This is a genomic window from Serratia sp. 22264, from assembly GCF_052045345.1.
Classification (GTDB): Bacteria; Pseudomonadota; Gammaproteobacteria; order Enterobacterales; family Enterobacteriaceae; genus Serratia; species Serratia plymuthica.
The window spans coordinates 193,508-206,637 of sequence record NZ_JBQEOY010000001.1 but is presented as its reverse complement, the minus strand read 5'-3'; the positions used below and the strand labels follow the sequence as shown (position 1 = coordinate 206,637).

The window sequence follows — 13,130 nt, the reverse complement described above, 5'->3', positions numbered from 1 at the left end:
CATAACCGGTGCCGTCGTTATAAATGCAACAACACAAAACTCAGGCAACCAACAGCTCCTCCGTCGCCACTGCACCGGTTAGCTCCACCTGTTGCGGAACATAGCGCAGTTCGCTCAGCAGCGTTTGGTGATCCTGCCCCAATAACAGAATCACGCTGTCAGCGGCATCCAGTCGATGATCGTCATTGTTATCGATAATAATGTAACTGCTGTTTTTGTCGGCCAGTACGCTGCCCACCCCTACCTTAGCGCTGAGAGCATCAATACTGCCCAAATCCAACAACGCCGCCAGCAATTGGCTTGCGCTTCCTGTCTGATCGGCCGTCAGAGCGCCTATCCGAGTTTCAATATTTTCACCCGTGCTGGTGCCGTAATCCGCCAATGCGTTCCCGCCGGCATCATTGGATAAACGTAACCCGGACATAACATCAGTAAAGCTGTCTCGTTCCAGCGAAAAATCCCTGAGCGTCACGCCAGAAGCCGCCGTACTTGATTGCAAGGTTAGGTTATTTTGCCCCGCTCCGGCAACGATGGTGGTATCACCCATGATGCTGAAGTGGTCATTACCGCCTCCCCCCTTCACCAGCAGTTGCTCGCCCAGCAGACCAAGCTCTCCCAATAGCGGTTCCAATTTCGCCTGAGCCCCTCCGCTCAGCGGCAACAAATCCAGCATTTGAACCAAGGTACCGTTACCGCTACCGCCATGGGCAGCATTCAGGGTGAATGCATTGCCGGCAAACGACGAAGCGTCAATCAGACCTACATTGGCGTATCCCTCACCGAGCGTCAGCTCAAAACTCGCCTTGCCGGACAGCACGATGTCATGCAGCTGTTCATTGCTGCCGGTCAACGTCAGGGCGTTACGGCCCCAAGCCGCCGCGGTGATGGCGAGCAGCTCCAGCGGGTTTTCACTGCCGTGGGATCCCAACGCCAACGACCCCGCATCTCCACGGCCGGAAAACAGCAGATCGAACCTATGGGTGGCATTTGCCACAAAGTCGATCTCAAGCCGGCTATCAGCCTGATCGCCCACGCTGCTGATTTCAAGCCGGGCAGCATCCGCATTGGCGTTGATCACTTTTACATTATCCGCCCGAGCGGAAAGCAACAGTCCGCCGCTCCCCAGATCCTCCGCAGCCCGATCCTGAATGACATATCCCCCTCGGGTTCCCTCGACTGTCGCATGGCCGCTTAGCACACCGTAGTCAAAAATATGGGCATTGGTCGTCACTTTCTCTGTCTTGATTCCACTCCAGCTGACCTTATTCAGCGTAGCTTCAGCCTGGCCGATATAACCGGCCAGATCGAGCTGTTCAAAATGGCTAAAATTGGCGGCATTGCTGGTAACCGTGCTGACACGCACCCCCCAAAGATCCAGCGTGGAAGTGAGTTTGACGATCAGATTAGCGGACAGGATATCCAGGCCTGCCCCGCCGTCCGCCCCCAGCAGCGCCCCGACATGGTTGGCGCCGCCGGTAGAGTTTCCGGCCCACAGCAGGCTGTCGTTGCCCTCGCTCAGATTAAAATGCCCGGTTGCAGCGGCGACGTCGGCCAATGCCGTTAACTGTACCTGATCGCCACCGTAAGTGCCGTCGAGGGTAACGTTAGCGTTATTGACCGTCACCTCCACGCCATATCTGACGTTCGGATTGTTGTGCAGTTGAATGGCCGCTGCGCTGTCCCCGTTGATAATCAAATAGGAAAGTTGGGAGGCATAGCTCAGATCTACAGTGACATCCGCATCTGCATTGAGGAAAACCCGGAACAGCACGGCGGTTTCCGCGTTGCTCAGCGAATGCCCGCTGTGGGTGTTTACCGTCCCGTAAGCGTTTCCGCCCTCTTCGCTGGTACTGAGCGAAGCCGTGGTTTTATAGGCCAGACTCTGCCCTATATCGCGTGCAAACGCCCATTGTTCGCTCTGCGTTATGCCACCGTTCGCAGCGGCAGTCACCAAATCCTCAATCACCGCCTGTGTTATCAGTCCCTTGTCGTCGCCTAATGCCCGATAGTGCGCCAGTTGTTGCTCATCCGCCGCCCTACCGTGAACGGCCTGGTACACATGCTGAATAAAGGCATCGCCCTGCAGAGAACCAACCTGCTCCTGAAACTCAGGGGTTGCCAACAGGGCGGTGACTAACTCAGGGTAATTGAGAGTGCCAGAGGCCAGAATCTTGCTCCAGGTATCCAGCGAGGTGGCGTCAATACTCCGCTCAGGAATGGCGCGAAACAGCGCGGCTATCTGTTCCAAATACACCGTCGCGGGCAGCTCTCCCGGCTGATACTCATAACCGGCATCATTAAAATGCTGCTGCGCAGTTCGGTCCTCCGGCGCAACTACGCCGCGCAGTTGTTCAATCATGACAACCAGCAGATCGCCACGCGTCGCCCCTTCCGCCAGGCGATGCTGATAATCTGCCAATTCTGCCGCCGTTGGCGAGCGTTCAAACCCCTGCTCGAACAGCCGCAGAATAAAATCGCTGTCAGACAGGTTATTGATCGGCAGAGTCTCTATTTTTTCCTGCGCCAATCCGGCCAGATCTGCGCCCTCGTTGAGCTGGCGCCCATACTGATTGAGTTCATCGGCCAGCCATGGCGCCTTTAGCAGATAGAACATGGCCAGGGCATCCCCCGCGCCGCCGGCGGCATCTGCGGCAACAGAGGGATATAGCCCCTCGGCAATCCGCTGCTCCAGGGCATCGCGCTGCGCCAAAATGACCGGATCGTTGCCCAGATAATTAGCCAGATCGATCACCACACTGGCGACCGCACTGTTGAAATGGCCCATCGCAAGCAGCCCGTTGATGTAATCCGGATCGGGGGAGGCGTTATAAACAGAGAAGTAGATCGAGGTGAGGATATCGTATTCGTTCTGGCCGTTCATCCAGTCGGCATCAGGCTGACTCATTAAAATGCTGGCCATATAGGCCGGCGGCTGACTGCCTATATCAAATTGACTGTCGTAATAGTCGATTTCTGAAATCGTCGGTAGACGCCCAAAAATGCCAATGATCAGAGCGCCGATCTCTTGCTGCGTAGATAAAGGAATCATAATAACTCCTGCTAATGTGTCGAGTAATGGATACGGCACATCGGTGCCGCAAACCTCTCCCCTGTTTCAAGGAAAGAGACGATGCACACTGCTGGAATGGTTATTATTGGTGTCCCTACAGTTAAGGAACCTTAATGGAGTATGTCAAGAAAGGAAACCAGGCTTCCGGCCAGTATGGGCGTTGCCTCCCATACTGGTAAATATTCGTGCAGACTCGGCGATTGGTGATTAACGCCAGCGTTCTGCCGCCCAGGCAGCCTGCTGCTCGGCGTCATGGAAGGTCCAGGCCACGAAACGGCTGATCTTTTGCCCCTGCGCCATCTCGATGGTGCGTACTTCCACCGCACCCGCCAGCTTCAGTGCGTGGTAAATGCTTGGCAGAGTCGTATTTTTGGAGATAAGCGAGGTAAACCACAGGCAGTTCTGCGCCTTGCCGACGCTCTCCTCCACCATCTTGCGTACGAAGGCTTCTTCACCGCCTTCACACCACAGTTCGTTATTCTTGCCGCCGAAGTTCTGTATCGGCTTGTCGGCCACTTCGCCTTTGCCCAGCTTGTGCAGTTTAAGGCGGGTGCTGGCGCGCGCTTCCTGTTCTGAACCGTGGAACGGCGGATTGCACAGCGTGGCGTCAAACTTCTCCGCCACGCCGATAATGCCGTTAAGGATAAACTCCGGCTGTTTTTGCAAACGCAGACGCACGCTGTTTCTCAGCGTCGGGTTCATCTCTACGATCATCTTGGCCGAATTGAGCGATACCGGGTCGATCTCCGAACCGGTAAACCGCCAACCGTACTCGCGCAGGCCGACGATCGGATAAATGCAGTTGGCGCCAATGCCCACGTCGAGGATCGCCACGCCTTTACCGCGCGGGATCTCGCCACCGTTGCTGGTGGCCAGCAGGTCCGCCAGATGGTGCAGGTAATCGGCTCGCCCAGGGATCGGCGGGCAAAGGTAGTCGGCAGGAATATCCCAGTGTTCGATACCATAAAAATGTTGCAGCAAGGCACGGTTGAGCATTTTAACCGCCGCCGGATCGGCAAAGTCGACCGAGATATCGCCCCAGGCGTTCGGCTTGACGAACGGCTCCAGAGCCGGGCAACTGACGATCAGCGCCGGAAAATCATAGCGTGAGCGATGACGGTTACGCGGGTGCAGGCCGCTTTTCTGCTGCGGGAAGGTTTTCTTTTTTTCCACCGTGACGGGCTCTCTTTAAAGGCATTTCTGGCGCGTAAGATACCATAAAGCGACGCCAAACTTGCAGCCGACGAGAAACCCGTCAAAATAAAAGCTCGGTTAATCCACACCAGGTCGTTTATGAGCAGTGAGTCCCGTTATTACTATGAGCCCGCCGCAGGCCACGGTCTGCCGCACGATCCCCTGAACGCCATCGTCGGTCCGCGCCCCATCGGTTGGATCTCCTCGGTCGGTGCCAATGGCCAACGCAATTTGGCGCCTTACAGCTTCTTTAACTGTTTCAACTACCGCCCGCCCATCATCGGCTTTGCCAGCACCGGCTGGAAAGACAGCGTGGCGAACATCGTGGAAACCGGAGAGTTTGTCTGGAACCTGGCGACACGCCCGCTCGCCGAGGCCATGAACAACAGTTCCGCCAGCCTGGCGCGCGGCGAAGATGAATTTGCCTTTGCCGGCGTAACGCCGCTGCCCGGTCGGCGCGTGAAGGCCGAGCGCGTAGCGGAAAGCCCGGTCAACTTTGAATGCCGCCTGACGCAGTGCATTCAGTTGCAAAGCGCCGCCGGCGAGAAGGTGGAAACCTGGCTGGTGCTGGGCGAAGTGGTCGCGGTGCATATCGACCCCGCGTTGCTGGACGAGCATGGCGTTTATCAAACCGCCGCAGCCGAACCTATCCTGCGCGCCGGCGGGCCGAGCGCCTACTATGGCATTTCGGAACAACACCGTTTCGATCTGCTGCGCCCGGATGCCCTGAAGCGCTGAACAAACCCCTCGTTCTCCTTCGGGAGAACGAGGGGGAATTAACGATCAAAAAATCTGAAAAAGATTATCAATACTCTCCGATTTCATCCTGCCTGTCACTGCGTAATAATCACTCCATCGAAAGGCAACCCCCTTTCTCCCTTACAAACTTGACAGGAATGACCCTCATGAAAAACATCAAAACTTTTGCTGCTGCTATCGCTCTGGCTACCGTATCTTTCACTTCTTTTGCCGCTGAACACGTCAGCGCACAAGACGCCGCCCAATTCGAAAAAGCCGGCGTGATCACCGCCAGCGGCGCTACCGACCTGAGCAGCCTGAAAGCTCAGTTGGCAGCCAAAGCCGATGCGGCCGGCGCCAAAGCCTTTACTATTACCTCTACCAGCGGTAATAACCTGATGCATGCCACTGCGGTCATCTACAACTAATCATTTGTTGCAGATAAAAAAAAGCCCGCCGATACGCGCTATCGGCGGGCTTTTTTCAATGGGTTGTCAGCCCAGGCGAGCGTTAATCGCCGCAGCGAAATCACGACACATCTGCTCGTCGCCCCCGGCATTATCCGCCAGCACCTTATCGCCATCCACCACCCGGATATGCGCCGCCAGGTCGAAATCCGCCGCCGGCTGCGGCCGGGCGGCGGCATCGGCAATGGTCTGCCGCGCCTCCTGCCAGGCCTGCGCTACCGTCTGGTTACAGGCCTGTGCCAGGTAGTCCGGGTTAAAACCTTCGCCGGTCAGGCTGCGCAGCGTATCGTCGTGGCTGACGCCGTTGCCCGGTAACCAGTAGTGGCGTGCCAGATCCGGGCCAATCGCCGGGTTGTCGGTGAGATAACCGTCGCGCTGCAGGAAGAATTGGCGCGTCTGCTCGACCGCCATCAACGCCAGCAGATAGCCCTGATAGGAACAGGCCGACTCCAGCGACAACAGATGCGGGATCGCCAGCGTCGGGCGCGGGCTGCCGCTGATACCCAATATTTTGCTTTCTACCTCGCGCGCCAGCGCAGTAATCGCCTCCGGCGTACGTTGTTCATCCTCCCACTGGTACAGCGCCCATTCAAAGTAAGGCACCAGCAAGATATGGCGTTCGTTGAAGGCCCGCATCGGTTGGCGTGCTGCGATACTGGCCTCAATCAACGCATCCGGCACCGGTTCGCCGGCGGCGTTCTTCGCATAGCGTTTCAGCCAATCGGCATCGTCCAGCAGGCTGTCGCAGAACATCGACTGGGTTTCGGCATAGGCCATTGACGTTGGCGGAAACTCCTGCGAGAAGCAGGGTGCGTTCTGACAAATATTGGCAAAGTGCGCGGCGTGCCCGCCCTCGTGGAACAGGGTATTCAAGCCATGAGCACCGCTGCCTACCTGATCCGGCTGCGCCAGGCTGGTAAAGTTAATCCGCGCCGGCAGCCATTTGCCCTGCTGGATAAACGGCGGCACCGGCCCGTGCATAAAGCCGTTTTCATACTTGCCTGGGCGCACCAGCAGATCGAGATCCATCTGCGCGCCGCGAAAACCGATGTGCAGCCGTTTGAAACTGTTGATCCAACGTTCCAGCGACTGAGCAAACGGGAAATAGGGATCCAGTTGACGGGTCACGTCACCGGCGCTGGCATAACGCAGGTTCCAGGGTTCCAGCGCCTGCGCGCCCTTCTCCGCCGCCAGCTGTTGCAAGCTGCGTGAGTTGGCCTCCCGGGTCTGCTGCTCGAAACGATCGAGGATGGCGAACAGCTGTTCCGGCGTCATGCGCTCGGTTTTGTTCACCTTGTAGTCGAAATAGTTGCGAAAACCCATCTGGCGCGCAAAACGGTTTCGCAGGCTAATCAGCTCCGGCAGGCCGTTGTGCAGCAGCCACTGTTCCAGCTCGCGCAGCGCGTCTTGCGAGCTGCGGCGGCAGTCTTCGTTTTCATTGGTGGCCTGATTGGTCAACAGCTCGCCGAGCGAAGCATTCACCCGTTGCCCTGCGGCATTCAGGTGGCTGACCGGGTTGGCCTTGCGCCGGGTATAAAGGTCCGCCTCGGCGCTGATGATCTGATCCAGCAGCGTTTGCGCCTGCGCATCTTCAATCGCGTTGCAGTCGAAGAAACGCAGCCAACCGTTCAACCCATGTTGCAGCGCATCACGCTGCGCATCCTGCGGCAAGATCTCCAGCCCGGCCAGCAGCCGGCGAATTTCAGCCAGCCGACGCGGTTCGCCGATAAAGCGCTTGTAGGCGCTTTCCGCCGCCGAGAAGCGCGCCGAAACCTCATCACCGCCGGTGCCCATATAGTTCTGCCAGAACAGATCTTCTTTGGCGCGGTGAACGTCGAGGTAGTCCTGATTCAATTGATTGAAGTAATCGAGAGCCTGTTGCATAACCATCCTTTCGGCCAATATGCGTGATGTTCCAGTATAGCCAAGGGATTTACGCGCTGCGTAAACGCGCCAACCCTTGTTCCAGGCTATCAACTTCACCGGCAGCCAGCAGACAGCAGGCAATCTGGCGCTGGATCGCCAGCGGAATAGCCACCTCCCCCGCCAGGCAGCGTTCGGTCCAGCGCGCGGTGGTTTCGGCATCCTTCGCCGCCGGCAGCACTGGCGTCTCGTCCTGTGCCGGCCGCTCCAGCAGCACCTGCTGTTCGCCGTCGACAATGTAATGGATCTGCGGGCAGCGCTGCGGGTTGGCGTAGGCTTCCCCTTCGGTACCGTGCATCAGCAGCCCGCGGGCGCCAATCTGGCGAAAGAAGGATGCCACGCGGCCGACATATTCCGGATGCGACACGCTGGCGATGCGCAGCACATCCTGCTCGCCGAAGGGCGTCGCCAGTTTGGCCAGCGTATGGGCGCTGTTACGCACCCCCATGCGCCAGCGCAGGCCAAGCTGCCTGTCCAGCGGGGCGGATAAGGCACCGACCGGGATAAATACCGTTTCGCCGTTGTCCAGACGTTGCTGAGCATGAGCGGCATCTTGTGACCAGGGCAGGCCCAGCGCACGGAAGGTTTCCGCGCTGGTGACGCGGGTGCTGTCATCCAGCACGCCGTGCACCACCACCGGCAGGCCGACGCGCGTCAGCAACAACGCCAGCAGTGGCGTCAGATTAGCCTGTTTGCGCGCGCCGTTATAACTGGGCAACACCACCGGCATCGGTCGCCCCTGCGGCGCCTGCAGGCGCATCACCTGCTGTTGCATCGCCTGGTAAAAGCCCAGCATTTCCTCTTCGGCTTCCCCTTTGATGCGCATGGCGATCAAAATGCCACCCAGCTCCAGCTCACCCACCTCATCGGCCAGCATCTTTTGATAAAGCTGAAAGGCGGTTTCCCGGTCCAGATCGCGCGCGTGGTTCTTGCCACGGCCTATTTCTTTGATAATTTTGGTGTAATCCATCGCCTGCGTCCCCTGATTCAGTCTGGGATTAGCATACCCTATCCACGCCGCCGCTCAACCTCATCCGCCAACCGCTGCTGGTCGGCGTTACCGGCGCGCAAGCCGGCGATCACGCCGTCGACGTCATCAGGGCTACGGTTCTGGCTCATCTTCCATTTGCCCTCGCGCCGGGTCACGGCGATTTCGATACCGACAATCCCCTTGATCTGCGCGGCGATATAATTCGCCGGGGCATCGTCAACCCGCCAGGGTTCAGGCTGCCGGCCTTCCTGCAACGCCGTTAACCCTTCCAGTTGCCGGCGCAACCAGTCTGCATCTTCGGTTACCCTGGGTACGCCATATAGCTGCACCAGACTGTAATCCCAGGTCGGCACCGCCTTGCCGGTCCGGCGTTTGGTTTCGTACCAGCCCGGCGAGATATAGCCATCAACGCCCTGAAACACCACCAGACATTCCTGCACCGCCTGTAACCCTTGCCAGTGGCGATTGGCGCGTGACAGGTGCGCCCGCAAGCAGATGTTTCCCTGCTCGTCGGCATCAATCAAAAACGGCAGCGGATCCGCCACCAGCCCTTGCTCACCCTGGCTGATCAACATGCCCAGCGGGTTGGCGCGCACCAGCGCAATTTGGGCTTCCAGGTCATCTTCACGGAATGTGGCAGGTTGATACATGCGTTTGGCTCCTTTGACGTCAAGTAGAAGCCACCAGCAATAACACCCGCCGGCGGTTTGCTAAAGAGCCAGTTTACGCTGTTGTTGGATGATCCACCTCAGCAACACAAAGGCCACCCCCATCGCCGACAGGTTGTAGATCATGGCGCCGGCAAATGCCTGCCCATAACGATCCGCTCCGCCGCCCGCAGCCAACAGCGGGACAAAAAATGCGCCGCTGGCGGCGATGCCCAGTGCGCCGCCCACCTGCTGCACGGTGGAAATCACCCCGGCGGCCATGCCCGCCTGTTGTTCCTTTACCAGCCCGAGCACCAGATTAAGCAACGGCGTCATGCTCAGCGCCTGTCCAAACCCCAGTATCACCAACCCCGGTAGCAGCCAGAGTGGAGCCGCCAGCGCCGTTCCCCACAGCACCTGCGCCACCAGCAACGCCATCCCGGCGGCGTAAACTGCCACGCCACCGGCCAAAACGCCGTTGCCCCAGCGCTGCGCCAGCGTTGGCGCCAGAAACGAGGCCAGCATAAAGGCCACGCTGGCGGGCGCGAACAGGCTGCCGGCCTGAAACGGCGTCAGGCCAATCCCCGCCTGCAACAACAGCGCAAAACACAGGAAGAACGAGGAGGCGGTAGAGTAAATCGCCAGCACCACCGCGACCCCAGGGCCAAAGCTTCCCTGCCGGAACAGCGCAGGATCGAGTACCGCATCTCCGGTATGCAGCGCCAACCGGCGCTCCCAACGCACAAAAAACCAGAGTACCGACACCGCCAACGCCAGTGCCGACCACACCCACCAGGGCCAGCCGCGTGACGGCCCTTCCAACAATGGCACTAGCAGCAACAACAAGCCCGCTGCTGCCAGCAGCAGGCCGACGCCATCCAGCCGCTGCGCCTGCTCGAGGCGCGATTCGGGAATGCGCCGCGCCGCCAGCAAAGCCAGCGCGCCAATCGGCAGGTTGATCAGGAAAATCATGCGCCAGCCACTGCCGAAAATATCAGCCTCGATAATGAACCCACCGAGGATCTGACCGAAAATCGCCGCCAGCCCCAGCGTCATACCCAGCCAGGCAAAGGCGCGCCGCCGCTGTTGCGGGCCGTACAGCACGCGCAGCAGCGCATAAATCTGCGGGAACAGCAGCGCCGCCGCCGCCCCTTGCAGAAAACGCGCCGCGATCAGCATGCCGAGCGACGTAGCCAAGCCGCACAGCGCCGAAGTCAGGGTAAAGCCCAGCATGCCCAGGCTGAACATCCGGCGACGGCCAAAACGATCGCCCAAACGCCCGCCGGCTATCAACAACACGCCGAAAGCCAGCTCATAGCCGGCGATAATCAGCCCCACGCCGGCAAAATCGGCGGCGAACTGCTGCTGGATAACCGGCGCCGCCACGTTCACGACAAACAGGTCAAACACCGTCACGAATCCGCCCAACAACAACACCGGCAACCCAGGCAAACCCCGATCGCCGCAAGATAATGACTGTTCCATAACACCTCCCGAGATTACGATGGCGGCAGTATGGAACATGTCTTAAACTGTTACTATATAGCCATTTATACTATTACTGAAAACAACAGGACAGCCGTATGCCGCCACGTACCCTCAATAGAACCCGTCAGGATCTGGCGGACTTTCTGCGTCAGAAGCGCGAGAAACTGTCGCCGCAGGCTGTCGGCTTGCCGAGCGGTAACCGACGCCGTACGCCGGGGCTGCGGCGCGAAGAGGTTGCGGCGTTGGCGGGCGTGGGCCTCACCTGGTACACCTGGCTGGAACAAGGGCGGGAAATCAACGCTTCGGTGGATTTTCTGGAAAATCTGGCGCGGGTGTTAAAGCTGGATGCGACCGCGCGATACCATCTGTTTTTGCTGGCGCATCAGCGCCCGCCGGTACCGGTCGGCCATCAGTGGTGCCAGGTTTCACCGCTGGTGCGCCGCCTGCTGGACGACCTGCAGTTGCGCCCGGCTTACGTGATGAACCTGAGTTGGGACATCATCGCCTGGAATCCGGCGGCGGAAAGGCTATTCGCCATCGGCGATCGCCCGGCGGAGCAGCGCAACATGCTGTGGATGCTGTTCGCCGATCCGCAGCTCAACCAACGGCTGGTGGAGTGGCAGGCGCAGGCGCCGCAAATCCTCGCCAGCTTTCGCCGCGACTATGCCCGCGCGCCCGATGACGCCACCATGCAGCAACGGATACAGGCGCTGGAGCAGGTATCGCCGCAGTTCCGCCAGCTGTGGCAGCAGCATGACATTCACGGCCGTTGCCAGGGGCAACGCACCTTCAACGTGCCGGGCGCCGGTCAGGTGACCTTTGAGCACGCGTCGTTTATCGTCGATGAGGAAAATCATTTGCGGCTGGTGATGTACAGCGCGCTGGCGCAATGCCCGGCCAGCGCGGCGTTTGAGGCGTTGTTGCAGGCGTGAAGCTATTTGCGGCTGTCAAAAATCAGCTTGCAGGCCAACCCGGCGAACACGCCGCTCAGCAGGTAGTTCGGCCAGCGTGCGCTGAAGCGGCGGCCGACAAAGCGGCTTTTCATGCCACTGACCGCCAGGATCACCCCGCCGTTTATCAGCAGGCCCACCAGATTCAGTACCGTCGCCAGCAGCAGCATCTGCACCACCACTGAACCGGCATGCGGATCGAGAAACTGCGGGAACAGCGCCAGAACGAACAGCGCCATTTTCGGATTGAGCAGGTTGGTGAACAGCCCCTGACGGAAAATTCGCGCTGTCGGTACAGCCGCTAATCCGGAAGATGCCTGTAAACTGCTGCCCGATCGCAGCGTTTTCCACGCCAGATACAGCAAATAAGCCGCACCCAACAGTCTCACCGCATCATAGGCCAGCGGCACCGCGACAAACAGCTGCGACAGGCCCAACGCCGCCGCCAATGCGTGGCAGTAAGTGCCGAGCTGGATCCCCGCCAGTGACGCGAAACCGGCGCGACGCCCCTGGCTGACGCTGCGCGAAGCGATTAGCAGCATATCCGGGCCTGGAGTTAGCGTTAACGCCAGACAGGCGCCGGAAAACAATAAAAGCGTGGAAGCATCAACCATAAATCACCTGAGCGGAACGTGGCGGGAGCGAAGCTTTATCATAGCCACGCTATCGGCTTTTACCAGCGCCAAATCATTGCCATGGAGCCTTGGGCAGGAAGTCCGCCAACAGAGCGTCGATCGCCACCCGCACCCGCAGCGGCATCGCGGTGCCCTTCAACCAGACGACGTTAATCGCCAGGCCCGGCCCACAGCTGCCTGGCAGGATTTCCCGCAGCGTTCCCGCCGTCAGCGCGTCGTGCGCCAGCCAGCGCGGCAACATGGCAATGCCGTGCCCGGCGCAGGCGGCACTCAGCACCGCCTCCATATTCCCCAACCGCAGGCGGGCCGGCGGTTGCAGCCGCTGAGTTTTCCCCTGCGGGTCCAGCAATTCCCAGGGCTGGCTATGCCCGTCACGCAGCATGGCGATCGCCTGATGCTGCAACAGCTCAGCCACCGCGCCAGGCTCGCCCTGCCGCGCCAGATAGATAGGTGCGGCGCAAAGTATCTGCTTCTGTTCCCCCAATTGGCGCGCGGTGATGGCCGCCGCATCGCCGGGCGAACCGATGCGCACGGCCAGATCGATGCCCTCTTCCGCCAGATCTGACGCCCGATTGGAAAACAGCGCTTCGAGATGCAACTGCGGGTAGCGGTCCGTCAGCGCCAACAGCGGCGGCAACACCCATTTTTGGCCGAACAGCACCGGCAGCGATACCCGCAACCATCCTTCCGGCGTGCGGGCGCGGGCTGCAAGTTGGCTTTCCGCCGCTTCCAGCGCCGCCAGCGCTTTAAGGCAATCGTCATAAAACAGCTGCCCTTCGTCAGTCAGCGACAAACTGCGCGTGGTGCGCTGAAACAATCGCACCTGCAACCGCTGCTCCAACCGCGCCACCGCTTTACCCACGGTTGAACGGGAAAGCCCGAGCTGTTCCGCCGCGCGGCTAAAACCGCCGGCCTGAACGGCCTGCACAAAGGCGCGGATCGCATGTAATCGTTCGCTGGAGATCATGATGCCTGCCCTATTGGCGATATTAATTCGCTTATTAAACGATGAAACGCCGCCACTGGC

11 protein-coding genes are annotated in these 13,130 nt (G+C 59.5%); 3 read left to right on the top strand and 8 right to left on the bottom strand.

Annotated features, from left to right (window positions below; genetic code table 11):
* Positions 1-40: 40 nt before the first annotated feature.
* A complete protein-coding gene (locus ACTJJ1_RS01055) occupies positions 41-3,049 on the bottom strand; it encodes a DUF4214 domain-containing protein (protein ID WP_440832041.1) in 3,009 nt (1,002 codons plus the stop codon).
* A gap of 228 nt (positions 3,050-3,277) precedes the next feature.
* The gene (gene rlmF, locus ACTJJ1_RS01050) at positions 3,278-4,243 is read right to left on the bottom strand and encodes a 23S rRNA (adenine(1618)-N(6))-methyltransferase RlmF (protein WP_110605882.1); all 966 of its coding nucleotides are present in this window, start codon (positions 4,241-4,243) and stop codon (positions 3,278-3,280) included.
* A 120-nt stretch (positions 4,244-4,363) separates the two neighbouring features.
* On the opposite strand from rlmF, the gene ACTJJ1_RS01045 reads away from it, so the two are divergent.
* Entirely contained in the window at positions 4,364-5,002 is a 639-nt protein-coding gene (locus ACTJJ1_RS01045) for a flavin reductase family protein (protein ID WP_004942223.1), read from the top strand.
* Positions 5,003-5,169: 167 nt separating this feature from the next.
* Positions 5,170-5,430: a multiple stress resistance protein BhsA gene (bhsA, locus tag ACTJJ1_RS01040; protein ID WP_004942221.1), complete on the top strand. Its 261-nt coding sequence runs from the start codon at positions 5,170-5,172 to the stop codon at positions 5,428-5,430.
* A 66-nt stretch (positions 5,431-5,496) separates the two neighbouring features.
* Here the strand turns inward: bhsA and ACTJJ1_RS01035 are convergent, their stop codons facing one another.
* Genes ACTJJ1_RS01035 through ACTJJ1_RS01020 form a run of 4 tightly spaced genes read right to left on the bottom strand, consistent with a single transcriptional unit; the run spans position 5,497 to position 10,515 of the window.
* Complete coding sequence (locus ACTJJ1_RS01035; RefSeq protein WP_006324329.1) at positions 5,497-7,353, bottom strand: M3 family metallopeptidase; 1,857 nt, start codon at positions 7,351-7,353, stop codon at positions 5,497-5,499.
* A gap of 49 nt (positions 7,354-7,402) precedes the next feature.
* Positions 7,403-8,362, bottom strand: coding sequence for a DNA-binding protein YbiB (gene ybiB, locus ACTJJ1_RS01030; protein WP_440832038.1), 960 nt, complete (start codon positions 8,360-8,362; stop codon positions 7,403-7,405).
* A gap of 38 nt (positions 8,363-8,400) precedes the next feature.
* The gene (locus ACTJJ1_RS01025; protein WP_409443347.1) at positions 8,401-9,033 is read right to left on the bottom strand and encodes an FMN-binding negative transcriptional regulator; all 633 of its coding nucleotides are present in this window, start codon (positions 9,031-9,033) and stop codon (positions 8,401-8,403) included.
* 60 nt (positions 9,034-9,093) lie between these two features.
* Complete coding sequence (locus ACTJJ1_RS01020) at positions 9,094-10,515, bottom strand: MFS transporter (RefSeq protein WP_440832036.1); 1,422 nt, start codon at positions 10,513-10,515, stop codon at positions 9,094-9,096.
* A gap of 98 nt (positions 10,516-10,613) precedes the next feature.
* Between ACTJJ1_RS01020 and ACTJJ1_RS01015 the strand changes: the two genes are divergently transcribed.
* Positions 10,614-11,450 carry a helix-turn-helix transcriptional regulator gene (locus ACTJJ1_RS01015; protein WP_004942209.1) on the top strand — a complete coding sequence of 279 codons (837 nt, stop codon included), beginning with the start codon at positions 10,614-10,616 and terminating at the stop codon, positions 11,448-11,450.
* Between the two features lie 2 nt (positions 11,451-11,452).
* Here ACTJJ1_RS01015 and ACTJJ1_RS01010 read toward each other — a convergent pair whose 3' ends face one another.
* Both ACTJJ1_RS01010 and ACTJJ1_RS01005 read right to left on the bottom strand, forming a co-directional pair.
* Complete coding sequence (locus ACTJJ1_RS01010) at positions 11,453-12,082, bottom strand: LysE family translocator (RefSeq protein WP_004942207.1); 630 nt, start codon at positions 12,080-12,082, stop codon at positions 11,453-11,455.
* A 73-nt stretch (positions 12,083-12,155) separates the two neighbouring features.
* Positions 12,156-13,070 (bottom strand): LysR family transcriptional regulator, encoded by a 915-nt coding sequence (locus ACTJJ1_RS01005; protein ID WP_440832034.1) that lies wholly within the window; start codon positions 13,068-13,070, stop codon positions 12,156-12,158.
* Between the last annotated feature and the right edge of the window lie 60 nt (positions 13,071-13,130).

Bases quoted from the DNA above. Each gene is read 5' to 3' on its own strand.
- ACTJJ1_RS01055 (WP_440832041.1), bottom strand. From the start codon at position 3,049: ATGATTCCTTTATCTACGCAGCAAGAGATCGGCGCTCTGATCATTGGC.
- ACTJJ1_RS01045 (WP_004942223.1), top strand. From the start codon at position 4,364: ATGAGCAGTGAGTCCCGTTATTACTATGAGCCCGCCGCAGGCCACGGT.
- bhsA (WP_004942221.1), top strand. From the start codon at position 5,170: ATGAAAAACATCAAAACTTTTGCTGCTGCTATCGCTCTGGCTACCGTA.
- ACTJJ1_RS01035 (WP_006324329.1), bottom strand. From the start codon at position 7,353: ATGCAACAGGCTCTCGATTACTTCAATCAATTGAATCAGGACTACCTC.
- ybiB (WP_440832038.1), bottom strand. From the start codon at position 8,362: ATGGATTACACCAAAATTATCAAAGAAATAGGCCGTGGCAAGAACCAC.
- ACTJJ1_RS01025 (WP_409443347.1), bottom strand. From the start codon at position 9,033: ATGTATCAACCTGCCACATTCCGTGAAGATGACCTGGAAGCCCAAATT.
- ACTJJ1_RS01020 (WP_440832036.1), bottom strand. From the start codon at position 10,515: ATGGAACAGTCATTATCTTGCGGCGATCGGGGTTTGCCTGGGTTGCCG.
- ACTJJ1_RS01015 (WP_004942209.1), top strand. From the start codon at position 10,614: ATGCCGCCACGTACCCTCAATAGAACCCGTCAGGATCTGGCGGACTTT.
- ACTJJ1_RS01010 (WP_004942207.1), bottom strand. From the start codon at position 12,082: ATGGTTGATGCTTCCACGCTTTTATTGTTTTCCGGCGCCTGTCTGGCG.
- ACTJJ1_RS01005 (WP_440832034.1), bottom strand. From the start codon at position 13,070: ATGATCTCCAGCGAACGATTACATGCGATCCGCGCCTTTGTGCAGGCC.